This is a genomic window from Streptococcus mutans (genome assembly GCF_006739205.1).
Classification (GTDB): Bacteria; Bacillota; Bacilli; order Lactobacillales; family Streptococcaceae; genus Streptococcus; species Streptococcus mutans.
Genome location: NZ_AP019720.1, coordinates 60,848 through 86,409, shown reverse-complemented (window position 1 = coordinate 86,409; position 25,562 = coordinate 60,848). Strand labels below are relative to the sequence as shown.

The 25,562-nt window shown below is 36.9% G+C and carries 20 protein-coding genes; 1 reads left to right on the top strand and 19 read right to left on the bottom strand.

The window, feature by feature from the left end:
* Positions 1 to 298: 298 nt before the first annotated feature.
* From grpE to ruvB, 15 genes are all read right to left on the bottom strand, one after another.
* A complete protein-coding gene (gene grpE, locus FNL60_RS00480; protein ID WP_002263416.1) occupies positions 299 to 838 on the bottom strand; it encodes a nucleotide exchange factor GrpE in 540 nt (179 codons plus the stop codon).
* Positions 839 to 880: 42 nt separating this feature from the next.
* Positions 881 to 1,915, bottom strand: a complete 1,035-nt coding sequence (hrcA, locus tag FNL60_RS00475; RefSeq protein ID WP_002264691.1) for a heat-inducible transcriptional repressor HrcA — start codon at positions 1,913 to 1,915, stop codon at positions 881 to 883.
* A 174-nt stretch (positions 1,916 to 2,089) separates the two neighbouring features.
* Complete coding sequence (locus FNL60_RS00470; RefSeq protein WP_002271317.1) at positions 2,090 to 3,649, bottom strand: glycoside hydrolase family 32 protein; 1,560 nt, start codon at positions 3,647 to 3,649, stop codon at positions 2,090 to 2,092.
* 70 nt (positions 3,650 to 3,719) lie between these two features.
* Positions 3,720 to 7,991 (bottom strand): fructan beta-fructosidase, encoded by a 4,272-nt coding sequence (gene fruA, locus FNL60_RS00465; RefSeq protein WP_002280097.1) that lies wholly within the window; start codon positions 7,989 to 7,991, stop codon positions 3,720 to 3,722.
* 614 nt (positions 7,992 to 8,605) lie between these two features.
* Positions 8,606 to 9,193, bottom strand: a complete 588-nt coding sequence (locus FNL60_RS00455; protein ID WP_002263412.1) for a glycoside hydrolase family 73 protein — start codon at positions 9,191 to 9,193, stop codon at positions 8,606 to 8,608.
* A gap of 3 nt (positions 9,194 to 9,196) precedes the next feature.
* Positions 9,197 to 9,946: a M15 family metallopeptidase gene (locus FNL60_RS00450; RefSeq protein WP_002280098.1), complete on the bottom strand. Its 750-nt coding sequence runs from the start codon at positions 9,944 to 9,946 to the stop codon at positions 9,197 to 9,199.
* Entirely contained in the window at positions 9,930 to 10,640 is a 711-nt protein-coding gene (locus FNL60_RS00445; RefSeq protein WP_002280099.1) for a histidine phosphatase family protein, read from the bottom strand. The genes FNL60_RS00450 and FNL60_RS00445 overlap by 17 nt, the downstream gene beginning before the upstream one ends.
* Before the next feature lie 72 nt (positions 10,641 to 10,712).
* On the bottom strand, positions 10,713 to 12,050 hold the full coding sequence (locus tag FNL60_RS00440; RefSeq protein ID WP_002264688.1) for a PFL family protein: 1,338 nt from the start codon (positions 12,048 to 12,050) through the stop codon (positions 10,713 to 10,715).
* Between the two features lie 19 nt (positions 12,051 to 12,069).
* The gene (locus tag FNL60_RS00435) at positions 12,070 to 12,336 is read right to left on the bottom strand and encodes an ACT domain-containing protein (RefSeq protein ID WP_002264687.1); all 267 of its coding nucleotides are present in this window, start codon (positions 12,334 to 12,336) and stop codon (positions 12,070 to 12,072) included.
* 357 nt (positions 12,337 to 12,693) lie between these two features.
* The gene (locus tag FNL60_RS00430; RefSeq protein ID WP_002280100.1) at positions 12,694 to 13,995 is read right to left on the bottom strand and encodes an MATE family efflux transporter; all 1,302 of its coding nucleotides are present in this window, start codon (positions 13,993 to 13,995) and stop codon (positions 12,694 to 12,696) included.
* A gap of 456 nt (positions 13,996 to 14,451) precedes the next feature.
* Positions 14,452 to 15,936: a threonine synthase gene (gene thrC / locus FNL60_RS00420; protein WP_002269369.1), complete on the bottom strand. Its 1,485-nt coding sequence runs from the start codon at positions 15,934 to 15,936 to the stop codon at positions 14,452 to 14,454.
* A gap of 681 nt (positions 15,937 to 16,617) precedes the next feature.
* Complete coding sequence (locus FNL60_RS00405) at positions 16,618 to 18,408, bottom strand: acyltransferase family protein (RefSeq protein ID WP_002263405.1); 1,791 nt, start codon at positions 18,406 to 18,408, stop codon at positions 16,618 to 16,620.
* Positions 18,405 to 18,788, bottom strand: coding sequence for an MORN repeat-containing protein (locus tag FNL60_RS00400; RefSeq protein WP_011074470.1), 384 nt, complete (start codon positions 18,786 to 18,788; stop codon positions 18,405 to 18,407). The genes FNL60_RS00405 and FNL60_RS00400 overlap by 4 nt, the downstream gene beginning before the upstream one ends.
* A 64-nt stretch (positions 18,789 to 18,852) precedes the next feature.
* Positions 18,853 to 19,278 (bottom strand): low molecular weight protein-tyrosine-phosphatase, encoded by a 426-nt coding sequence (locus FNL60_RS00395; protein WP_002264681.1) that lies wholly within the window; start codon positions 19,276 to 19,278, stop codon positions 18,853 to 18,855.
* A 37-nt stretch (positions 19,279 to 19,315) separates the two neighbouring features.
* On the bottom strand, positions 19,316 to 20,311 hold the full coding sequence (ruvB, locus tag FNL60_RS00390; RefSeq protein ID WP_002263402.1) for a Holliday junction branch migration DNA helicase RuvB: 996 nt from the start codon (positions 20,309 to 20,311) through the stop codon (positions 19,316 to 19,318).
* A 216-nt stretch (positions 20,312 to 20,527) separates the two neighbouring features.
* Between ruvB and FNL60_RS00385 the strand changes: the two genes are divergently transcribed.
* Positions 20,528 to 21,832, top strand: coding sequence for a transposase-like zinc-binding domain-containing protein (locus tag FNL60_RS00385; protein WP_002270793.1), 1,305 nt, complete (start codon positions 20,528 to 20,530; stop codon positions 21,830 to 21,832).
* A 339-nt stretch (positions 21,833 to 22,171) separates the two neighbouring features.
* Here the strand turns inward: FNL60_RS00385 and FNL60_RS00380 are convergent, their stop codons facing one another.
* The 4 genes from FNL60_RS00380 to FNL60_RS00365 form a co-directional block, all read right to left on the bottom strand.
* Positions 22,172 to 23,188 carry a restriction endonuclease subunit S gene (locus FNL60_RS00380; RefSeq protein WP_002280101.1) on the bottom strand — a complete coding sequence of 339 codons (1,017 nt, stop codon included), beginning with the start codon at positions 23,186 to 23,188 and terminating at the stop codon, positions 22,172 to 22,174.
* Positions 23,189 to 23,191: 3 nt separating this feature from the next.
* Entirely contained in the window at positions 23,192 to 23,425 is a 234-nt protein-coding gene (locus FNL60_RS10435; RefSeq protein ID WP_018110251.1) for a hypothetical protein, read from the bottom strand.
* A gap of 69 nt (positions 23,426 to 23,494) precedes the next feature.
* Entirely contained in the window at positions 23,495 to 25,117 is a 1,623-nt protein-coding gene (locus FNL60_RS00370) for an HsdM family class I SAM-dependent methyltransferase (protein WP_002280103.1), read from the bottom strand.
* 95 nt (positions 25,118 to 25,212) lie between these two features.
* Entirely contained in the window at positions 25,213 to 25,488 is a 276-nt protein-coding gene (locus tag FNL60_RS00365; protein WP_002270796.1) for a hypothetical protein, read from the bottom strand.
* Between the last annotated feature and the right edge of the window lie 74 nt (positions 25,489 to 25,562).

Below are 25,562 nucleotides of genomic sequence, written 5' to 3'. Positions count from 1 at the left end.
TTTATCTATTTTCCGAAGTATTGGTTCGGGTTCAAATCCTTTCTTAATTCCTCTTTAAATTTTTTTCTTTTTTGCTATTTCCCTTAGTGGTGGAGATATGAGCAACTCCCTTTCGGGATTTCATCACTTATTTTTGAGACTGAAGTCCCAAAAAATCTCCTTGTTCCAGTAGCGCAAGCTACTGAAACTTTCACCACATCGGGAAATATCGCTGTAGTTCGCTTCGCTCACTGTAGGCAAAGCTGAGCTCATGTTTTTAACTTTTTTCATAGTTTACTGTCGTTTCGGACAAATTGTTTTAGTTATAGACAACTACCATTGCCGGTCTTAACAAACGTTCATGGAGCTGATACCCTTTTTGAAGGACTTGTGCAATACTATCTGCTGGATGGTCATCATCTGCATCAAGAGTCTGCACAGCCATATGCAAATTAGGATCAAAATTCTCAAGTTCAACCTCTTCCACACCTTCTTCTTTCAAAGCCTGAATGAGACTCTCCTGAACCATTTCCAATCCTTTCTTGACATCATCTGTCAAACCTTCAACAGCAAGAGCACGTTCAAGATTATCAAGTGAAGGCAAGATAGCTTTGGCTAAATCCTGAGAGCGATACCTCTGCAAACTTTGTCGCTCTTCATTAGCGCGACGCTGAATGTTTTGCATTTCAGCATGAGCACGCAAATATTTATTTTCAAAATCTTCAGCTCTCTCAAGTGCTTCTTGCAACTCCTTGTTTTCAGAAGTTTCTTCAGCGACTTCTTCTACGGACTCTTCAGTTGTAGGCTCAGTTGCTTCTACTTCTTCCTTGATCTCTTCTTTTTTATCTTTTTTCGACAAGGCTTTACCTTCTTTCTTTATATTTTAAGATACAAATCATCCCTAATGAACCTCGTAATGATTGCTATTGAGATAACGATAGAAATCGCCTAGTTTTACAGCTAAAACACGACTAATAACATTAATCAAGCTTATTGTTCTTTGATAATCCAAATCTACTGGACCAATTACGGTCAAAATTCCAAACCCTCTATAAGGAATAAGAAATTTCTGACTGATAACGGTTAAATCTGCTAAACTCTTTTCTTTACTATCAGCAACTTGAACTCGATGAAGTTCATCTTCAGGTAGGCTTTGACGAATTTCAAGAGCTACTGATTGTAGATTTTCCAAGAATTGATAAGTGTCAAGTCCAGCAAATTCCAAAGTTTTAATTTTACCAGAGATAAAAACTTCTTCTTGAAAAATAGGATTAAAAATGTGATCAAATAGATCTAAAACATTGTCCGTTCGTGGAAAATATTTCTGAATAATCTGCGGCAGCTCCGTTCGTAAACGATAATGAATATCTAGAACCGTTTGATTTAAAAAACGTTCCCGAGCTATTTTAGCCACTGTCATTAAATCGCTGTCCAAAAAATTTTTGGGAATGGCAAATTGCACCGTTACAGGACTGGCTTCATCTAGAGTCAAAACAGCTAAAGCATCATGATTGCTAAGCTTAACAATATCAAAAGTAGTCAAACGTTGCTTTTTAGGCTCCACATCCAAAATCAGTGCTGTATAGCCAGTCAGATTCGCCAAAACATCACTGGCTCTTTGTAGAAGATCCCCTAAACGAAAAGCTTCAAAATCAAATGCCTTAATGACTTGATAAACATCCTGTTCGTCCAAACTGTCTGGATTCAAAGAATGTTCAACAAAATAACGAAAGCCTTCTTGACTGGGCAAACGACCGCTGGAGGTGTGCGCCTTCTCTAAAAGTCCTAATTTTTCTAAAGCTGCCATATCATTTCTGATGGTAGCACTGCTTGATGCAATTGAATTCTGGAGTGTTTTAGACCCAATGGGCTCATGTGTCTTGGTAAAAAGCTCAACAATCAAATTGAGAATATCCTTTTGACGCTGGGTAATCACCTAAGTCCACCTCCCATCTTTAATCAATAGAGTTAGCACTCTTAACAGACGACTGCTAACTTCATAATTCCATTATACTCCATTCCTAATTTCTGTCAAGAGAAAAACACAAAAAATTAGCACTCTTTCTACTTGAGTGCTAAAAATCCGACTTAAGACTTAGTTTTATTGCTGTTACGTTTCCAAATTAGCTAAATCTGCCTGTAAACGGTTGCTTCCACTAGTCTCAATAACGATATCCATATCACTGGCAGTGGACAATTTGACCATGGAGTAGGTCTGACCATTCGGCAGAGCAAATTCCAAGCTGCTTTTGTCAGCTACGAGATAAATATTAAGTTCCTTTTGCCCATTCCAGTGGCTATCAACAACATATGAGCGTTCATAATTCACTTTTTGGCTGCCAATTATTTTAGAACTGGTTCTTTTTACCTCATAGTAACCATTATCAGTATTGTAGTCAAGAGACACTTGGGCATCTGCTTGTTTGAAAATTAAACGAATATGTCCGTTTAGGGTTGCAGCATTAGCTTGAAATTTCAAAGATAGTTCCTGTGAATGCCATCTTGATACCGATAATAAAGTTTTATGGTAGCCATCATCAGCAAGTTTTGCCGTATCAGCGTTGCTTTGGTAGCTAACAGTGTTTGTTCTAGAGTTGTTATTTTTAAGGTAAGACTCCAAAACATATTTATCATCTCTTTTAACCATTGTAATATCTCTAGCTGAACTAACGGAACCTAAATGTTTGGATTCTTGGCCTTGATCATCAAGAATCTGCCCTTGCAGGTAATCCCAATTCCCCATCCAAGCTATACTCTTAACGACACGATCGCTTTCTTGATAAAAGTTGGCACCGTAATAGTCTGAGCCTTGATCCAAACGTTCTGCATTTTGCTCTGGCACAAAGTTTCCTTGAGTATCTAAATGACCAACCATATAATAAGTTCCTGTCGTCGAACCATATTGGTAACCATTTGCACCAAAAAAGAGAACATGTTTCGTCGTATTCGTGGCAGAATCATAAAAAGTTTTTAAATTTGGGCATTCCACAAGACCTAAGTCTTTTCCCCCTAAGGTATATTGATTAAGGACAGTCGCCCCTTGATAAGCCCAATTTTTCCCATCTGAACTAGCATAGGTCCCAATTTTATCACCCTCAGCTAGGTACATCATTAACCTTTTGGAATTAGAATCATACCAAATGTAAGGATCTCGCGCATTTTGCTCTTTTGTTTGTGAAGTCATAACTGGCTTACCATTATTGTAAGGCTGGTAGCTGCTGCCATTATCTAACGAATAAGCGACATATTGATGTTGACCTGTATCAGTATAGCTGGTAAAGTAGGCTACAATCGCACTGGTAGGTAAATCTTTGAAAAATTGATTACTATTTTGAAAAATTGACCCTGTTGCTACTGCTGACCAACCATTAACAAATTTAGGAATAGCTACTCCTAAATTTTCAAAATGCTCCCAATCTTTAGTTCTCACATGGTACCATTCTGTTCCATCATTTGCCAATTTATAGTTACTATTTAACAAATAATACATATGGTAGTAACCATCACTCCCCTTAAAAATCGTCTGAATATCATTCATAAATCCTTTAGGTGTATTATAATGATTGGTTTGCTGATACTCAGCACTTTCGCTGCTTCCAGCGTAAATTTTAAGGGAGCCAAGAAAAGCAATTAAACCGATTAATAAACAAACTAATTTTTTCTTTAGCATAAGACACCTCTATTTATTGTTAGCCAAAAACAAACCTCTAGACGCGTCAAAATCTAGAGGTTTACTTTAATCAATCCTTGCTTTTTTTGAAATAGCCAGCTATTTCTACAAGAAATGAGCCAATCATTGCCAACACTCCTAATTGACTTAAATCTGTCTTATGATCACCAGTATCTGGCAGCGTTGCTTTAGATGAAGAACTCATTACTGAAGGTTCTGTTTGTTGAACACTATTGACATCTGCTGTCTTATTTGCAGCATATTTTCGTGAAATAGATGAAACCTTAACTTCTTGTTCTAAATTTAATGGATAAGAAATAGCAACATTGTCTTGCTTTTCTTTACTCTTAAGGTTTGTTTGATTTTCTGCTTGATAGACTAAGCCGTATTCACTAAAGTGTTCTGCTGTAAAGCGAACATAACTTTGCTTCTTACCATTGCTATCTGTCAAACTCACAATCGTAAATGGAAGGTTTTCTTCTTTGTCCGTATTTGGTAAATACACCACTTTATCTACCACTTTTCCAGCATCAATTGGCAATAAGACTGTCGCTGGTTTCGTAATAGCAACAACTTTCTCATTTTTATCAATAGGTGTGATATTGAAGAGATCATAGTCTTTTGCATTTAGAACAGCTGGTGTATGAGCATCATTCGTTTCGATATGGCTGACCTTTACTCTAACGATAGAAGCTAGCTCCCCTTTTTGAAGAATGACACGGACGCCAGTTGCAGGGTCAATCAATTCCCTTTCTTGAGCCAATGCTTCTGGTGCATCTGGTTGCGGTGTCGGATCAGAATCTGGTTTGGGAGTAGTCGCATGATCTGTTACAAAGAAGTTTTGGAATTCAACAGCTCCGTCCCACAAACCGAGACCTACATAAGCATCATTAAAGTATGAGTCCACCTGATCAAAGTTATGACTCATCACTTCTTGACCATCTACTGATATGATTATACTATTTTTTGTTTTTGTGACTTTAATATGGTGGTATTGATCATCATTGATTCGTTTACCCATATTAGCTTCTGCAATAGTATCACCAGCAAAACGGTAAAGCCGAACAGTCTCACTGTCACCAAATTGTACAGAATATGCTTGACTCGGATCAATATTGCCAGAAGCAACAAAAAGATTAATTAAACCACGTTGATATTTGAGATCAATATCGTAATCATATTCTTTGAAACCCGGTTTTTGAGAAGCCATATAGTAATCATTCGAACTTGTATTACTATCATAGAGCGTTTCATCATCAACATACCACTTACCAGTAACAGACTGCAAACCTTTGAGGTTAGTCTTGAAATTATTTAAGGTGATACTGATTGTAAAGGTTTTACTGAGACTTGGGTTTTCTTTAGAAATTGCTGTAATGGTAAGCTTTCCTTTTTTCACAGCGGTCAAATGAAGAACATTACCTTTTTGACTTGTCCTAACAAGACTTGGATCACTGATCGTCCATTCCACATCTTGCCTAACACTTGCTGGTGCCAGATAGACTTGCAGATCCTGACTTTGACCAACTTGAAGGGCTAGCTCTTTCGCAGTTGTTGTGTTCATAGCCACCGGTTTTGCCGTATCTTTCTTATCTGTCCAAATCGTTTTCATTTGATAAACAGAGATATCTGCTTGAGCTTTGCCGCCTTCTACAATAATACTGGCACCTACAGCTTCTGGATTAGGAAAAATTTGATTAGCACCAGCCACTGTATTATTTTTGGAAAAGACTTCAACACTGGCACGATCAACATAAATATGCAAATCAATGGAGCCATCTGCATTTTTAGTCACATGCTGACTATTAACTTTTGCAAAAGCTGCAGATAAGATAGTACCCGACTGACTACGGTCAATAGACAAGGTTTCTGTCTGCAAGTCGTAAATCACTTTCGTTGCTTGACCATTGCCAACACGAAGATTGAAGCCTACTTTTGTGGTCTTCTCATCTGGTCGGAAATGAGAAACAATTTCATAACTGTCTCCTTTGAAGTCCTTCAAAAGAGTATTATTAGCGTCTACTGTCACATCTTTGAAATGCAAGGCAGTATTCACATCACGAAGACTATCATAGGCCTTAACAGGCGTTTGCGTCAAGATGTACTGACCGTTTTCATTGATAAGGCCAAGATCAAGGTTTAAATTAAACGTACCGTTAAAGTCCTGTCCAACTGTATCTGCTACAAGATTACAATAATCTTCCCAGGTGTTCATCCAGTTGACTTCTGTTAATTTGGGAATGGTTGGTCGGGTTTCTGTACCAAAATCGTGTACATAGTAGGTCATGGCGGCATAAGAATCTTTACCGAAGTTCATGACCTGATCCTTATCTTTATAAGCATCATCTGCTATAAAGGTCCATTTACCATCTACTTGTTTGAAATCACCAACCTTGTAAAAACGACCGCCGCGAGACAACACCCATTTAAGCACACCATCATTAGCAACAATTGGATACATATCTGGACATTCTGTATGAAGATCAGGATAAGTAGACTCCACTTTCCAATCTTTCAAATTGTTAGAAGAATAAATGCGAAGCGGACCCCCTGCTAGTACCATGAACCATTGGTTATTCCAGTGAAAAACTTTTGGATCACGAAAATCCTGATTTTGCAATGGGTCATTTGACCAATCGGCTACAATCCTGTCATATTTCTGCCAAGTCTTGCCTTCATCTTCACTATAGGCAAGTTCCATGCGCTGTCCATTTCCATTAGCTGTGATAATCGCAACTAAACCACCCTTAGCCGTCTTAAATAAGCCTGAACTGTTATGTTCGTCAACCACTACACAGCCCGAGAACATGTAGCCGTTTGAATCTGGGTAAAAAGCAATTGGCTCTTCTTTCCAGTGAATCAAATCCGTACTAGTCGCGTGCGCCCAGTGCATAGGGCCCCATTTCGTATCATCGTAAAATTGATGGAAGAGATGATAAACACCATTGTAATAAACCAAGCCATTAGGATCATTAGCCCAGCCGTCTTTTACAGAATAGTGATATTGGTCGCGGTAAAGTTCATTATAATAGACTTCGTCATTTTGCCGACGGTGGACATTAATACGATAAGTCAAGGTTACTGTACGACCAAATGAATCAATAACTGTACTTTTAACAGTGAAATAATTAGCTCCTACATTAACTGGAAGATGAGAAGGATCTGTGTAAACACGACCAGTTTTATCTTCTACTGTGACAGTAGCTGCAGGATTATGTTTAGCAATATCCAAGCTCACTTGAGAGGCATCATTGCTAACATATTGAATATGAAGGGGTTCCTCAGAGAAGAATTGCCCTTGTTTTTCGACATTCCCTCTATCAGACCTTACTGTAATATTATCAATCAACGGAGCTGTTGTATCATCCAATAGGGCAAATTTTGTATTTTGGAAAACCATATCGCCATTCCAATTCAAAAGACCAAAGTGTCCCTCAGGAATGACAGTGTTTTGTCCTTTATCAGCTTTTTGAAGGACATAATCACCTGTGCTAGCCATCAAAACATCATTGACATAATAAGAAATCCAGTTATTAACCGCCAAAACCTTAAGAGTATAGCGGTTATCAGCTGTCGGTACCACATCACGTTCATCAATTAATTGGATATCTTTATTGTCAACCCAACGCCAAAATTTAGCCTTGTGTCCGCCTATATCCACATTGACCGCATACATATTTTTGTTATTGCTATCGTTGTTACTTCTAAAAACAAGAGCTGCTGCACCGCTGTTTTGTTTAAAAGTAACATCTGTTGCATAGACAAAATTCTTACCACTTGACTGAGAATACAAGAAAGAATCACCTTTACCAATGGCATTAGAATGAATACCATCTTCTCGTACTTCCCAAGTCCCATTCGTATCATGTGACATATCTTCTAAATTGGTCACAGGGTTGATCTCTTCTTTCTTAGGAGCTGCTGCTTGTTGAACATCCGCCTTTGCTTGAGGTTCAGAGTCAGCAGGAGTGAGAGTTTGTTGAGGTTCTGTCGTGTCAGTCACTTGATAAGGACTGCTCGCACCATCAGAGGAACTGATGGGTTCATTATCAGTAGGCTCTGTAGTTTGATCTGCTACCGCCGGAGTTGTCAGTTGTTTTGAAGCAGTTTCCTCAGATTGAGTCGTTTCTGTAACTGCGGTTTCTTGAGATGACGTCTGGCTGCTGTCTTCTGTTCTTACTTCTGTAACAGCAGTATCAGCAGCAGTTGTTTGACTTATTTCTTCAGCTGCCACCGGTAAAGCAGTTGCCAAACCTAACACAAAAAAGACGGCACAGCCAAAAATCCAGCTTTTACCACTTTTACGCATGAACCAATTTTTACAAACTGTTTCTTCTTCCATTTCCTTGCTCTCCTTTTCAAATTTATGAAACTGACAAACTCTAATTAAACAGACAGCCATAAAAATTGGCTGCTCGAAAATTTTTAATACCTCATTTCTTTCCTATTTAAGTCGGTCAGTATTTAAGTTTCAAAAATTTATTTAAAATGTTGTAAGCGCTATCTTATCCTCAGTATACCAAATCGCTATCTATCTTCCATCTAGCAATTGTCATTTCCTTAATATGACAGATGTCATTAATGCTCAATAAAAATCAAAAAAATAGATTAGGCAAGGCGGCAAAGTTAATAGGTGCTAAGTGTCTCATTAATTAATGGTAGCCGCTAGTGACAAGTCTGACTGTCTCATTAGATCTTATTATTGACTGCTCAAACACATATCACAACCACCTATAAAACAATATTGGAGAGCAGAGAAAACTCAAAGATCTGTAAAACCTTTTGCTTTGAAGTGGGAAACGGAGACAGCGAAGCTGTTAGTATCAAGACAACAATCGTTTTGATTGTTGAAGAATATAGCTTGAAAACAATTAAAAAAAGCATTCTAAACGATGCTGTTTCATCAGTCAGATATCTTTATCTAAAACTAATAAACTCAACCATTTTTTAGAATACCTATTTATCATAATCTGTTAAATTATTTTCCTCTATAACAGCTATTAACTTGTCTGCATAGTTAGGATCACTATTAAAACCAGCTGCTTGTAAGGCTCTTGCAACTGTTTTATAACCACTAGAAGTCATCATCGTTGTATACAGTGCCTTATCCCAAATTTTATTTCCATGTAGAATAGCCATGTAATCATAAAGGGATTCTTTCCAAGATTCATAAACAAGGTAGCGATTTGTCACTTCCTGCCAACGCCCATTCTTGTACTCATGGCTTTTTAAGCGAACAGCTCCTTGACCTGGACTTGCTTCAATGCTAAAAAGATTGTGATATTTACTAGCTAACAAAGTACTGCCAAAATGACTATCCAGCGCTGCTTGTCCAATAATAATAGAACTCCTCACGCCATAGATTTTTGATAACTTTTGAGCTGTTGGAGCAATTTCTTTGACAAACTCTTTATGACTATAAGGACTTGGCATTTTTTTGTTAGCATCGGCCAATCCTCCACTCGCCAAAATCGGGAGCAAAATCACCAGCAAAAGAAGTAAAACAATTACAACAAAAGACTTAAATTTGAGTCTTGCTCTCATGAGCTACTTCTCCTTTAATTTTTTTAAATATTCTTCTAAGGTTAAATCATGTTTGGTCATATACTTAGCAGATTTAACACCAACATAGCGATAGTGCCAGTCCTCATAATCAATACCCGTAGCATCCTTTTTACCTTCAGGAAAACGAAGGACAAAACCATATTTAGGCGCAATGGCAGCAACCTTAGCAACGACATTAGCGTCACTTTGATTAAGACTGTCAACTGTACTCATATCAATAGCCAGTCCCGTTTGGTGTTCACTAGAACCCGGCGGCTGAGAATAGGTTTGAACCTGTTTTTGCGCCTCCTCTTGGCTAAGGCTGGGATTGTTGGCTTTTTCTTGAGCTATATAATTATTATAGAGTTCTTCTTGATAGGCAACACTACGATAGCCTGATATCAAATGTTCACTGGAGTCAATTTCTTGCGCAGCTGCTAAAAATTTCCTTGTATTTTCTGCAATGCGAGAATCCACCTTAACACCATCAATATCAGTTACATCAGGGTTCATTTCAGCAGTGATATGATCACGATTAACCAAAACTAACTCCCAATCATTTGCTGAAACATTTGGTAAGCCTGCTGTTTGTTTGCTCTTTTTTGTCTCAGCAGCTTGCTGCGTTTTATTCCCTACCGTATTTTCTTGTGCCCCTTGTTTACCTTTATGTAAAAAAAGATAAATGCCCAAAATGAAAACAAAGATAATACCTATTTGCAGCACAATTGTTAATAAACTAGAATTTTTCTTCATAAATATCTTCCAAAATTTTTCTTCCTTGATGACGATAAGACATATCTGCAATCGTTTCAATAGAAAACGTATTATCTTTATAGGAAACAACAGAAACACTGCCATTATCAATAGCCGCTTTTTCCTGCTTATGATCTATCAGCCACATAAAAGTACCAATAGTCATTCCATGGCTGACTATAATAGCATTTCCGCCTCCAGATTGTTCAACTGTTTGTGCCATAGCTTCAAAACCATCATAAATACGCTTGCTAAGAATCTGCCAAGGTTCAGCCCAATTAGCTGTGTCCACTTCAACGATACTAGCTGCTAATTCAGGGTAAGTCACTTCTTCAAAGGATTTGCCAGTATTAAAAGCTGCTGTTCGAGGCAAGACACCTTGGAAAAGATCCCCATCATATCCTCCATCGAGACTCCCAAAGCACCATTCTCGAATCCGTTTATCTCGTACATAAGGCAAATTCTCATTATTCGTTTCACGAAGGATAATCTCCATTGTTTGCATGGTTCTGCCGCTGTCACTGGAAAAAGCGGCTTTAAAAGGGATACAGGCTTCCCTTAAACCAATTCCCAATTCCCGTATCCCTTCTTCACCCGCTTGTGTAAGAGGAGTATCACTCCAACCTTGAGCACGGCCAATTGTATTAAACATTGTCTTTCCGTGTCTAGCTATATAGAGTCTTGTTTCTGCCATTTTTCTCTCCCAATCTAGCCTATATTATAACATTAAAAGAAAACACTTGCAAAAGACTTGCAAGTGCTCTACTTAATTTTTAAAGCTATGAATAGGTGCCGGAATCTGTCCGCCACGCGCAATAAAGTCTGCAGATGATTTTTTATTAACCGGCATGACAGGAGCATAACCGAGTAAACCGCCAAATTCAATCATATCCCCCTCTTTACCTTTAGGAATAATACGAACAGCTGTTGTTTTTTGATTGATAACACCGATAGCCGCTTCGTCTGCAATCATGGCTGCAATCGTCGTATCTGGTGTATTTGCCGGGATGGCAATCATGTCAAGACCAACCGAGCAGATAGCTGTCATGGCTTCTAATTTTTCCAGATTAAGAGCCCCCTCCTGCACAGCAGCAATCATCCCCTCATCTTCGGAAACCGGAATAAAAGCACCCGAGAGACCACCGACCTGATTACAAGCCATAACACCGCCTTTTTTAACCTGATCATTGAGGAGTGCCAAGGCCGCTGTTGTCCCATGAGTTCCGATGGTTTCCAGCCCCATTTCTTCAAGAACACGAGCTACAGAATCTCCGACAGCCGGTGTCGGTGCAAGAGATAAATCCACAATACCAAATTTGACACCAAGACGTTCACTAGCCAAGCTACCGACTAACTGACCAATACGGGTAATTTTAAAAGCCGTTTTCTTAACAGTCTCAGCCACCACATCAAAACTTTGACCGCGAACCTTTTCTAAGGCACGCTTGACAACACCCGGTCCAGAAACACCAACATTGATGACAACATCTGCTTCCCCAACACCGTGAAAGGCTCCTGCCATAAAAGGATTATCTTCTACTGCATTGGCAAAAACAACCAATTTTGCCGGTCCCATTTCTGAAGCCGCTGAGGTCTCTTTAATAATGCGTCCCATATCGCGGACAGCTGTCATGTTGATTCCCGACTTGGTTGAACCAATATTAACAGATGAACAGACAAAGTCCGTTTCAGCAAGAGCTTTTGGGATCGAATTAATAAGAATTTCATCCCCTTTTTGATAGCCTTTTTGTACTAAAGCAGAAAAACCACCGATAAAATTCACTCCAATCTCTTTTGCCGCACGGTCAAGCGCCTTAGCTAAGGGCACATAATCCGTCGCATCTGTTGCTGCACCAATAACTGAAATCGGTGTAACCGATACACGCTTATTAACAATTGGAATACCGAGTTCTGCTGAAATATCGTCCCCCACTTGAACCAACTTGCCAGCTTTGGTTACAATTTTGTGATAAACCTTTTCAGCTGCTTTTTCAATATTCGAATCAATACAATCAAGAAGCGAAATTCCCATGGTAATTGTCCGAACATCAAAATTCTGCTCTTCAATCATTGCAATCGTTTCGGTAACCTGTTTAATATCCATCAGACTAGAACTCCTATTCTTACAAGTTATGCATAGCGTCAAAAATAGCTGAACTTTGAATGTTAATTTTGACATTCAAGGTCTCACCGAAAGCTTCAAACTCTTTCCTAAGCTGTGCAAAATCCTGACTTCCTTGAGAAGATACGACTGCCATCATCGTAAAATACTCATCTAAAACAGTCTGTGTAATATCATCAATGTTAAGACCTAACTCTGCAATTTTAGTTGACACACCTGCTACAATTCCAGTCCTATCTTTTCCAACCACTGTAATAATCGCCTTCATATTAGCCTCCAAATATCTTCTACGTTTTTTTATTTTAGCATAAAAAAGCTGAAAGTTCTATATTAAATACAATGATAATGTTCGGACTTTTCTCTATCTTTCTTTTAAGAAGCAAAATTTAATAAGACTATCACCCTTTTCTTTCTGTTACCTTGCTTTCTAGAAAAATAGTCAAAAAAGAGGGAAAATCATCATGAAATTATGATATCAATTGTGTTGTTTTACCTAAAGTTGATTAGGTATTGACACGAAGCGACATTTATGAAATTAGATAAATATTTTCAATCAACCACTGCATAATAAAAAAGTCGAAGCACTTTTGTTCCAACTTTCTTACTTAAGCCTTATCGCTGGCTGTTATGAACTGGATAGGTTATTATTGAATCCCTGCATATACTTTCTATACAAGCAATAGAGAAACAGCCATCTAAAAACATTATCAGCTAAGGTTGCTAACCAAACACCCGCTAAACCAAGATTTAAACTAACACCTAAATAATAACCTAACACAATCCGAATCAACCACATACCAACCGTCGTTGCATAGAAAGTCAATTTAGCTTTTCCTAGACCTTGCCAAACTGCTGTGAAAACCAGAGTTCCTGATGTTGCTAGCCCCCCTATAAAAGAATAAAACAACACAACTAAGCTCGCCTGAAGAGCTGCCTTATTTTCTGTAAAAAGATAGGTTAGCTGCCTACCTCCAAAAAAGATGCATGCTCCTACTAACAGCATAAATACGGTAGAAATAATATAAGATTCTCTAACGACTTCCTTAATGACCTTCTTTTTTCCTTGCCCTAAATTATGGGCCACTAAGATAACTGTTGCTGTGGCAACCCCCATTCCCGGCATATAATTAAACTGTGTCAGGGTCTCACCAATAGCATTTCCAGCTACCGCAGCTGTCCCAAATTTAACGATAATAGCAATAATAACAACATCACCTGCTCGCATCATTAAACGCTCACCAGCTGAAGGCAAAGCAATAGCTAGGAAGGCCTTGTCAATTTTAATTCTCATTGACCTCAAAATAGCTTTAATTGGTAATTGACAAGCTAAAACGAAGGTTCCAAGAAAACGTGAAAGGACTGTTGCTGCCGCAACTCCAACAATTCCCCAATGTCCAATATAAATAGCTGTAGTTGCTAAAATAACATTAACAATATTGGTTAGTAAACTGACATACATGGGCAAACGTGCTTTCCCTTGTGCTCTCAAAATAGCACCCAGCGTCGTTTGTAAGCCAAGACTGACAACTAAACCGCCAACAATAGCTAAATAAATTCCTCCTGCCTGTGTGACACTATCTGTTGTTCCTAAAAGATGAAGCATATTGCTACCAAAAACAAAAGATATAAACCCTAACACTACACTCAGCATTAATGTAATAGCAACGGACTCAGACTGATAAAACCTCACTCTGGCTTGGTTATCTTCACCTAAACTTTTAGCCACTAAACTAGATACTGCCGCCCCAAGTGCAATAAAAATGGCCTGATAAATCGTAATAATATTATTAGCAACCGAAACACCAGATACAGCAACTAAGCCAATCTGAGCCACTAAATAGTTATCAACAACTCCCATTAGCATTTGCAGTAAATTCTCTGCCATAGCTGGTAAAGCAAGTTGAACAATTTTCTTTCTTTGATTCATCTTGATTATGTATAAAGGTTTTTCATATGTTATTGAATTTTCAAGCAATAGAAAAAAAGCAGTCTTTGCTGTATTTTCAGCAAAGCAATTAAAACTTTTTCTCCATCACACATTCAAGCATTAACCTTCTTTATCTTCCTTCCTATAAATGAGAGGATAGGACAGACTTCTATGATTGCTGTGTAACTATCCATAAAATAGTGTAAATCCAAATCCATAAGATTACCTATAAAAAATAAGTAAATCATAATAAAAAGCGATATTGATTTTATCGTCCTACCTTTCGCAAAATGGATTAGGCATTAATACAAACTGAGCTTCATGGGACTAGATAAACCCCAACAGTTTAGTGAACTAATACTAAAAACCAAGAAGCAAAAATCCCAATCAACTACTGCGTTAAACGAAAACCACTACACAATAAAAAGGTCGGAACACTTTTGTTCCAGCCTCCTGTTAAATTCCTAAATATGACTCTACTGCTTTTTGCATATCAGCTGTCGCGACAACCTTTCGATGACGAACTTCAGCAGTTTCAAGGCCATCAACTGCCCTTGGCACTGATACACCTGATAAACGACTCAGCTCACGTACAGCTGCAAAATCATCTTTTGGATCTTTACCTCCGACTGCAGAAACAACGACACGCGGAAATTTATAAGGGCTAGCTGTTGAAGCTATTACAGTTGGGCTTTGATCACCACTAGATTTCCTATAAGCATGGTAAACAGCCGAAGCAACTGCTGTATGCGGATCTTCAATATAACGCGAAGCGGTATAAACACGTTTAATCTCAGCGGCTGTCTCTTCTTCGGTCGCAAATCCCGCAGCAAATAAATCTAAAATAGCTTTATCAGCTTTTTCTAAAGTATACTCACCCTTTTCAATCAAAGCCTGCATGAGTTCTTTTGTTTTAACAGAATCATTTCCCAAAAGATGAAAAATAAGGCGTTCCAAATTAGATGAAACAAGAATGTCCATTGAGGGACTGGTTGTTACACGAAATTCTCTTTTCTTATCATAAGTCCCTGTTTTAAAGAAGTCAGTCAAAACATTATTTTCATTTGAAGCACAGATAAGTTTGCCAATTGGCACACCAATTTGACGTGCATAATAAGCAGCCAAAATATTTCCAAAATTTCCTGTTGGTACTGTAAAGTTAACCCTATCACCGTTTTTAATGTCACCTGACTTAAGCAACTGGGCATAAGCATAAACGTAGTAAACCACTTGTGGCACTAAACGTCCGACATTCATAGAGTTTGCCGATGAAAATTGGGCACCGTGCTCTAAAAGTTTTGCTCGCAGGTCACTATCGTTGAACATCTTTTTGACATTTGTCTGAGCATCATCAAAGTTTCCTTCAATAGCAACAACATGTGTATTATCTCCTACCTGTGTCGTCATTTGTAATTCTTGAATCTTACTGACACCACCATTAGGATAAAAGACAATAATTTCTGTCCCCGGAACATCCGCAAAGCCTGCCATAGCTGCCTTACCAGTATCTCCAGATGTCGCTGTTAAAATAACGATCTTGTTATTAATGCCTTGCTTTTTAGCTGACGTTGTTAAAAGATAAGGCAAAATCGAAAGCGCCATATCCTTAAAGGCAATAGTTGAACCATGAAAAAGTTCAAGATTATATTGGCCATTAAGTTTAACTAAAGGCGCAATGACCGGTGTATCAAACTTAGCATCATAGGCATTAGCAATACAATAATCCAATTCTGCTTCTGTAAAATCATCCAAAAAAGCTGATAAAACCAACTTGGCAACTTCTTGGTAGGAAGCCGTTTTAAGCTGGTCAAAATCCAAATCAACTTGTGGATAAGATGTCGGCGTAAAAAGACCGCCATCTCTTGCTAAGCCTTGCAAAATAGCCTGACTGGCGCTTACTTTATTATTTTCATCACGGGTTGATTGATACACTAATGTCATGATTCATCCTCTTTTTATAGATAGTTTTTTAAGCATTATACCATAATTATCAGACAATTTGCTCATATTTATTTAAAAAAGAAAATGAGTCAAAAATCGGTAATGGTAAATCGCAATGAAACTGCGATGTTGATTTTGTTGTCTCGCCTTTCGCAAATTGGATTAGGTATCAACATGATCGGACGTTCATGGGATTAGATAAACACATCGTTTCCTGAACTATTGAAGGTTTAAGTCTAAAAACTAAGAGGCAAAAAGTTCAATCAATCGCTGCATCAAACTAATACCACCGCACAATAAAAAGGTCGGAACACTTTTGTCCCAACCTTCACAAAATATTAATGACCCCAACGAGCATCCACGCCAGCAATAGAAATCCAAATTGCTGCTAAGGTATCATAAAACAAAGCAGACATGCCATATCCTCCATTCCTCACATCTTATGTCACCACAATTATAACGCAGAAGCGAGCTCTTGTAAACTGAATTCAGGCTCTTTTTTATCAATTTTTTAATGTTATTACTTCTAACATCTTTAGTAACTTAAAAGCACCTATAAATCTAAAATCAATTTCGTCGATCCAATCAGCACAAGACACTCAAAACAACGAAAAAAATCTCAACTTTCTTCTTTATCTCGCGCTTCGATTTAAGTCAAGACCTCCCCTCTAAAGACTATGGCTAGGGTTGTTTTTCACCCTTAGCAGGCTGCTTTGCAGATGTCTGAATGGCTTTTTTTATAGTTTCGACATAAAGTTTAGCACCTTCATCACTGCTGTCATTATAGTGAACACCATCAGATTCTGTCCAAATTTCAGGATGTGCCACAGCTGCTTGATACCAATCAGCTATCGTGACAAACTGATATTTCTTTGCTAAATCTAATTCGTAATCACGAACATCTGGAATACGTTCATCTTTAGTATTATAAGGAGTCACAATAATAAGTCGATGTCCATCCGGGAGATTATCAATGAATTGTTGAATATTATCTTTGTAACCTTCAACCGAATTAACTCCAACCGCTAAAACAACTGTTTTTGATAATGTACTATTATCAATATGATTTTTAAAAATATCATAGGCATTCCCAAAATTACGGCTAACTGCCGCATCTACCTGAGCTTCCGGCAGAAGTTCAGAAAAAGCAGTACTTGAGCGCAAAGCAACTGAGTCACCAATAACAGTGATATCACTAATAGCACTTGCGTCTCCAGCAGCCAGCGTATGTGTCCGATTCATATTATTATCAGCTTGGTTGAGCGCATCAACTAAAAGTCCTGTTTCAAAAGAGCCGACACTTGGTGCCGTAAAGGCAATACCTAAAGTCACAACGGTTAATAAACCAGCCAAACTGTAGAACCATTTTTTGTAATGCTCAATAGGAACAGCCAGCCCAAACAAAACAGCTTGCTTTCCTGCAATATAAGGTTCAACAACATAATAAGAAATCGTTGCAAAGGTAAGAGAGAAAAGAACCGTAAAAATGACAGCCAACCAGTTATTCATTAATTGCCCAAAGATAATATAAAAAGGCCAGTGAAAAAGGTAAACACCATAACTGATATCAGCTAAATAAGTAACAAAAGCAGGTTCTTGCAAATGTGGCGTTTGGTCATTTAAGACACGGCTGGAATAAACCATTACAGCCGTGAATAGACTGGCTAAAGCAAAACCAAATAAATAAGTGATTATATTATTAAAGTCAAGAATAAATCCCAACAGAAATAACAAGGCTGCACTGCCAACCATGAAAAAGACAACGCGTTTGGTCTGCCAGAGCTGCACATTTTTCTTAAAGCGTTTCGTTGTCTCACTAATTCCTGACATCGTTGCAAAAATGGCTCCTAAAAAGAAAGGAAAAATATGTGACAAAGTTGAAAAATAAATCGTCGAAAAACTATTAACAAAAAAGGCACGCGCAAACATAGTAAAGAAGCTCAGCAAAAATAAACCAACTGAAATCAAAAAGATAAGGCCGCGAAATTGCGTAGGATCTTTAACCTTTTTTGATAAGAACCAGACAAGAATCCCCCAAAAAAGGTAAAAATGCACTTCAATAGCTAGGCTCCAAGTATGAACAAAAAGGTGGGGGATGAATTGGCTTTCGTAACTGCTGCCAGTAAAAATTTCATAAAGGTTAGTTGTAAAACCTAGAACAGAAGCAATTTGGCGGCCAATATCTGCCACAAAATCCTTCCTAATTAAAAAAGTAAAAGGCAGAACGACCAAAACCATAATGACAACAGGCGGTACAATGCGATAGAAGCGCCGCCTTAGAAAGCCCAAAAGATCAATCATCTTATTTCTGGCAAATTCATCAATCAGTAGAGCTGTAATCAAATAACCCGAAAAGGTAAAGAAAACGTCTACTCCTATAAAGCCGCCCGGAAAAGCTCGTTGGAAAAAATGATAAAGCAGCACCAAAAGCAGCCCTGTAACTCTAACAAAAGAAAACCATTTTATTCTCATTTTTGATAAATCCCTTGCTTAAATGTCCCTTTATAAATTTTTTTGTCCTTAGCCGTTAATTTCCCATGACCATCTGCTTGTCCTTTTTTAAACTCGCCAACATAAGACCAGCCCATGCTAGACTTAAAGCGGCCATGACCGTTGAAAATACCATTAACAAAATGCCCCTCATAAACATCACCATTAGGATAAGTTAGTTTCCCTTGACCATTCATTCGATGATTGAGAACATAGCCTGTATAGTTAATCTTACCACCTTCATAAGTTAAGGTTGCTTTGCTACCAAATTTAAGGGTGAAAACAGATAAACCACATACAAGGATGACAATAACTGCTAACAGCTCTAATTTTTCTCTCGTTATCTGTATTTTTCTCATCATATTCCTTCAATTTTTCTTATCATATATGTCATTTTACTACAATTTGAAAATATAACAAGATGTACTATTTAATTTTTTTCAACCAAGTTTGACAGCCCTTTTCGACCAGATGATAAGTTTCTTCGAAGTCTCCGGTATAGTAAGGATCCGGTACACCACCATCAATAAAAAGAAAGATTTTATCATCAAATTGTCCTTGAGATAACCTTTTGAGATCACAGACATTAGTCTCGTCCATTCCAATGATCCAATCAAAGTAAGCAAAATCAGCCAAACTAATTCGTTGAGATCTCTTAGAGGAATCGTAAGCAATTTTATATTTTCTAAAAATCCCTTGCGTTCCGCGATGAATAGGATTTCCATGTTCCCAGCCTGACGTTGCCCGGCTGGCAATCTCTAGACTCGCATCGGATGCTGCCTCTCTCATCACAAATTCAGCCATAGGACTGCGGCAGATATTACCCAAACAAACAAAACAAATTTTCTTCATGCTATTCCTTTAACTTTTCTTGTCAGAATGACTACTGTTATTCTGTGTAACGATAACCCAAATGTTCATAAGCTTTGGCAGTGGCTACACGTCCACTGCGAGTCCGTATGATAAATCCTTTTTGAATAAGATAGGGCTCATACATGTCTTCAACGGTCTCACGTTCCTCGGCAATATTAACTGACAGAGTCCCCAGACCAACAGGCCCGCCATGGTACATCTCAATCATCGTCTTAAGGATCTTCTGATCAACATAATCAAGGCCTTCATGATCAACATCAAGCATGGTCAAAGCTTTATCTGTTATTTTATCATCAATAAGACCATCTCCCATAATTTGGGCATAATCTCGGACACGTTTTAAGAGTCGGTTAGCAATACGCGGAGTCCCACGGGAACGCCGTGCTAATTCTAACGCAGCTTGATGGGTAATGGTCATCTCAAAAATATCCGCTGTTCGCTCAACAATTTCAGTTAAATCGATATCTGTATAATATTCCATATGACCTGTAATCCCAAAACGCGCCCGCAAAGGATTTGACAACATACCTGCCCGTGTTGTCGCCCCAATTAAAGTAAAAGGCGGCAAATCCAAATGCACGCTGCGAGAAGTTTCTCCTGCACCAATCATAATGTCAATATAAAAATCTTCCATGGCACTATAAAGAACTTCCTCAACAGCCATAGGCAGCCGATGAATTTCATCAATAAAAAGAACATCCCCAGGCTCTAAATCATTTAAAACAGCAACCAAATCACCAGCTTTTTCAATAGCTGGACCGCTGGTTTGCTTAAGATTAACCCCCAATTCATTGGCAATAACAAAAGCCATGGTGGTCTTACCAAGGCCAGGAGGACCAAATAAAAGGACATGATCCAAAGCCTCATCACGTTGTTTAGCTGCTTTGATGAAGATCTTCAGCTGGTCTTTAACCTTATCCTGACCAATATATTCCTGTAAATACTGCGGACGAAGTGTGCGTTCTGCAAATTCCTCATCACCCATAAGTTCGTTATCTAAAATTCTAGTCATAAGACTATTATAACAGAAACGAAGTAAGCAGAATAGCACAAATCTTTCTAGGTTATATATTCCAATAATAGGGTGGTCTCTAACAAACTTTATTTGAAGGGGTATTTTAATTTTAATTTACTCAGATTCATCACTTTCTCGTTGTGAATTAAATTTCGTTTTATGATATAATTATGGTGTATATAATTAAACTATCTGAACGGATTGAGGTGTTTTATGAGCCAAAAAACGCTAAACTTGAACGATGTAATCAACTATGTTTCTCAATTACCTTTTATAGATTTCAATAAAGTCGTATGTCAGTACGCTAATAGGCAAAAGATTGATATTAGTAATACTATGAACTTTGTTGTCGTTTCAAACTTTGAAGAACGCTTAGCGAAGTTAGGTGTCAATAGTTTATGCCCTCAATGTGGTTCAACATCAATTAGCAAATATGGTAAGCGAAATAACATTCAAGTCTTCAAATGTAAGGACTGCTCTAAACGTTTCACTCGTTTTTCAGGAACTGTTTTAGAAAAAACAAGGTGGCACTGGGATATTTGGCTTAAAGTCCTTAAAATGACACTAAACGGGTATTCTATTGAAGATATGCGTAATGTCCTTATCAACGACTATTCTTGTGTTGGAATTGATATTAAGACAGTTTGGTTATGGCGTTTAAAACTTATTACTGCTATGGCTAATATTCCAATGCCTATATTAAGTGGTATCGTGCAAGTGGATGAAACTTTCGTCCGTGAGAGTCAAAAAGGAAGTCGTCATCTTAGATCAATGGTTGCACAAACTGAAGAACGAAAACCTCGTTATGGTCGCCAATCCTCTAAGTTTGGAGTCATGGGTTCTGAGTTTGCAACAGTTGTAACTGCCATTGATAATCGTGGTTACTGTGTTTGTAAGGTCGCAAGTTTAGGAAAACTATCTACCAATATTTTCTATGAACTTTTCCATGAACATATAGATAATCCTGCTTTTCTATGTAGTGACGCTAATAATATCTATGAAGAATATTGTCGTGCAACCAATACACCTCACTATGTTAAACCATCTAACTTTCTTAAAGTCATAGGGAACCATGGTTATATTATTCAAGCAACCGATGAATCTGAAAAGAAGGTTAATAAGAAGATATTAGAACACTTATATTATGAAGGCATAACTGACAGAATCACTAATCGTGGCGAAATTCTCTTTGATAAATTCAATGATATTAAATATCAAAATGGCTTATCATTAGCTCGTGTCAATGAATTACATAATGACATCAAGCGTTTTATCAACCGTGATATGACGAATGTTTCTACTAAGTACCTACAAGACTATATTGGCTATTTCACTTATATCCGCAATTGGAGAGTGAAACACGGGCACTACCCAACTTCTAAAGCAGATGCTGAAGCCATTTTTACTGACATTTTAAAGACAAAGAAAAACCTTACTTCAACTGAAGTAAGGCAAAAAGAATTAGTATTACCAAAACCAAGTCCTCGTTACATGGGAGTCCTTAAAAGAGCAAACTAAGAAAGCAAGAACAGCTATTAATAACCCTTATTTCAAATTTAATGAAGAGGATGGGGTTTATTCTTTTAACAAGCGTGAGTACCTTCTTGACCTCCCTAAAAGCCGTCTCTTTGAGATAGCCAAGGAGTGTCACTTAACTAAGTATAGGAAATTAGCCCATTGGTCTTTAGTATCACTGATTTTAAAACAAGAAAAAATTCAAGATATTATCTATCAGCAGTTAGCTAGAGATAGAAACCAACTTATAGACGAAGAAGATTTAGAGGTTATGAAATCTAGTGGGTATGTGTTATAAAAATTGACTAAATAGCACTGTCCTAATAATTACTAATCTTAAATCTAGGTTCTCTTAGAAGTCTTTTGATTTATATTTTTCATAAATTCATCAATATAGTTATAATCCACTTTATCGTTATTATCTACTGGAAGGGGTATAACATCATTTTCCATTACTTCTTTTTTCCACTTGTCATTAAATTCGTATTCCTTCCCTTTTGTTTTTAATAGTGTAGCAAAAAACAAAGCACGATTCTTAGTGATTTCAAATTTCGGATATAAAACATTTACATCGTCAGATGCCCAAAATTTTTCTTCTTGAAAAAATGAAGCTCCAACTGAACCATTATAGCAGACTGTTATTGTGTTAGGGTCATGTAAATGTTCTATATTTGCAATTTTAGCAGTAACACCATTATTGAATTTTGATGATCCAATATAATTTATGTCGCCTTCAATCATATTCTTTTTGGTTAATCTTTTTCCTTTTTTTACTTCGAATAATTCTGAAATTTTAAAGTCTTTCCACAAAGAGAGATCGATGGGTGCTGAGTATTTTTTTACTTTACCAAGTAGAGCTACACTAACCCTCGTACTATTCAAACATTCTTCCATGAACTTATCAATAAATTCCCAATCAGGTTTACCACATTTTGAAGGTAACTTAATAACTTCGTTTATAATACGCGAAGGTATCATTCCATCCTTAAAATCAAAATTCTTAGTAAAAGTTGACTGTAAGACAGTCCTTAAAAATAAATTTTGATTCTTGTTGAGATGCCTTGTATCAATATAATACATCTTATTTCCTGTAATATATTCCTCTTCTTGATAAAAGAAATCTGCATTTTCAGCCCCAAATGATATTGTTCCTTTGGGATTTACTTGAAAATGATCCTCTTTTATTACTCTACCTTTTAATCCATTATCAAATTTTGTGCGTGTAATGTAGTTTATTGTTTTAGGCCCATTATTAGTAGCATAAATTACATCTTTTTGGTGATAGGGTATGGAATTATAAATCTTAAATAGTCCACCCTTTCCACCAATTTTGAAAAAAGACCAATTATTTGTGATCACAAATTACTCCTTATCTAATTTAATAACAATTTTATCCTGACTTTCTGAAATATCGCTTGAATACATCACATTCTCTGTTAGCATATTTTGAAATGCAATAATATCTTTTTTCTCTTTATAAAACTCATATTCCATAGCCGTCTTATTAAAATCAGACATCGTTACCTCAAAATATTCTTTAGGTTTAGGATAACTTAAGCCAACCATCTTATCTAAATCTGGATAAACCTCTATCATTTCATTTAAGTATAGGGAGTTATTTTCACCCTCTTTTATAATCCCAACCCATTCATCTTCTATTTGTTGTCATCTTTGCTTAGTGTCTTGTCTTCCCTGATTTTTAACTGTCTCTAGCCCATCATATCTTATCCAAAAAGTTTTAATTGGTTTTAGGTGGTGTGGTTTACCTGTTTCAAAAATAAATATTGAGGTTGAAACACCTTCTTTAAAAGTTTCTTCTGGAAGTTTAATAATATTGGTTATTGTATTATTTTTTAATATTTCTTTAGTTAAAGAAGGCTTTCCTTTTTCTAATTTATGGTCTGGGAGAATAAAGGCCGCTTGTATTCCTTTTGGCACATTAGACAAGACATTATTTACAATATCTAAACAACCATATTTAGTTTCAAACGGAGGGTTCATTAAGACTTTTGTAATGTGATTTTTTTTAAGAATCACCTCTTTCTCAATTGTAGCTTCCTCCTCTTCGCCATCTCCTTCAACAACCTTTTGAGTTACTTTGAAACTAATATCGTAAATCCATTCACAAGCTTCTGGTGTACGAGTATCTAACTGTTCAAAATTACTTTTACCATCTTTGTGAATTAGCATGTTGGCGCAAGCCAGTGCATAGATTTCCCTATCAAATTCAATTCCATACAACTGTTTCTGCTTAATATGTTTAATTTTTTTAGAATTACCACCTGATTCTTTTATCATATTACTCATTGATTTTGCTAGAAATCCACCAGAGCCACATGCTCCGTCAAAAACAACTGAATCTTTGTCAACATCAATCAGACGATACATTAGTGAGGTAATGTGTTCTGGTGTGAACACCTGTCCACTATCTGATTTTGCTTTATAGCGATTAAATTCGTTAAAGAAAATCCCCATGACATCTTCACCACTCCAATACTCAGAATTTATTGATTGAGAAATTTCATCTACGCAATCAATAAAGGTGTCAATAGCTCTTTGACTTCCTTTTGAATTCATTTTTATTTCACTATAAACCTCAGCAAGTATATGAACTTTTTGATTTTTGTTTTTATCTTCTTCAAGAGATTTGCTGATTGCATTGAGGATAGAAGTGTGCATGTAATCAAAATCCATTCCTTTTTGCAATATTATTACCGTACTTACTTTTTGAGCCACTAATGCACAGGCCGTAAAAATCATCCTATGATATAGATTTTTTATCCCAAATTGATTGTGTAACAATTCGTTAATCGTTTTGGTGAGTTTGTAAATTTTGTCCTTATCAATTTTATTCTCTTTAAAAACTTTTAGGTAATAATCTTTGTCTTGAAGTTCATCCGCCACCTTTATCTCAGATATGAAATTACCTTCATTTTTGTAAGCTATAATTTCTTTAGAATTATACAATATTCCGACGACATCTTTGTAGCCTTCCATGATTATTTTCATGTTTTTCTTGACTTCATCTTTGTGTTTTTTAGTTAGTTTCTCACTTGAATTTTTAACTTCTAGCACCAAAGCTGGCTGTGTTCTATCCTTAGGAAGATACCACCCATCTGGTTTATCGGCGACTCCTTTCCAAATATTAGGATTTCCGATTTTCTCATCTAATTTGTTAAAAGTCGTTAGCTGACCTGTTCCCATAACCACATTTTTAGTGCTTCTTTTAAATCCTAGAATTTCTTTTGCTAAATCTCTAACTTCATCTTCTGTTTTATGTTTAAGCATTCAAAAACACCTCCATTTTCAGTATTTTTGAATACACTGAAAAAAGGCAGTAGTACCTGTGCTGCGCTAATAGGTATAACATCGTTTTCTCCTTATCAAATGTTATTTTTAAGCATAAGTCGTAGAACTTTATGACCTTGCTCAGTAATCTTGTATTTTCCACGTTTATTTTGGTAAGGAACCACAAAATTTCCTTCTCGTAACTCTCGCATGATACGATTGGTTTTTAATTTAGACATGTGGTTCATATCAGCTATCTCCTGCTGAGATAGAGTAACGTACCAGTGACCTTTTACTTCAATTTGATGTTCCTTCAAAGATTTTAATACTTTAAAGGAATCATTAGCAAAAGATTCAAGAGTAAATTCCATAAAAATCCCCCTTTACAGTTATGATTATATCATAATTAAAGTGCAGCAAATCAAACTACATCAGAAAAATTTTC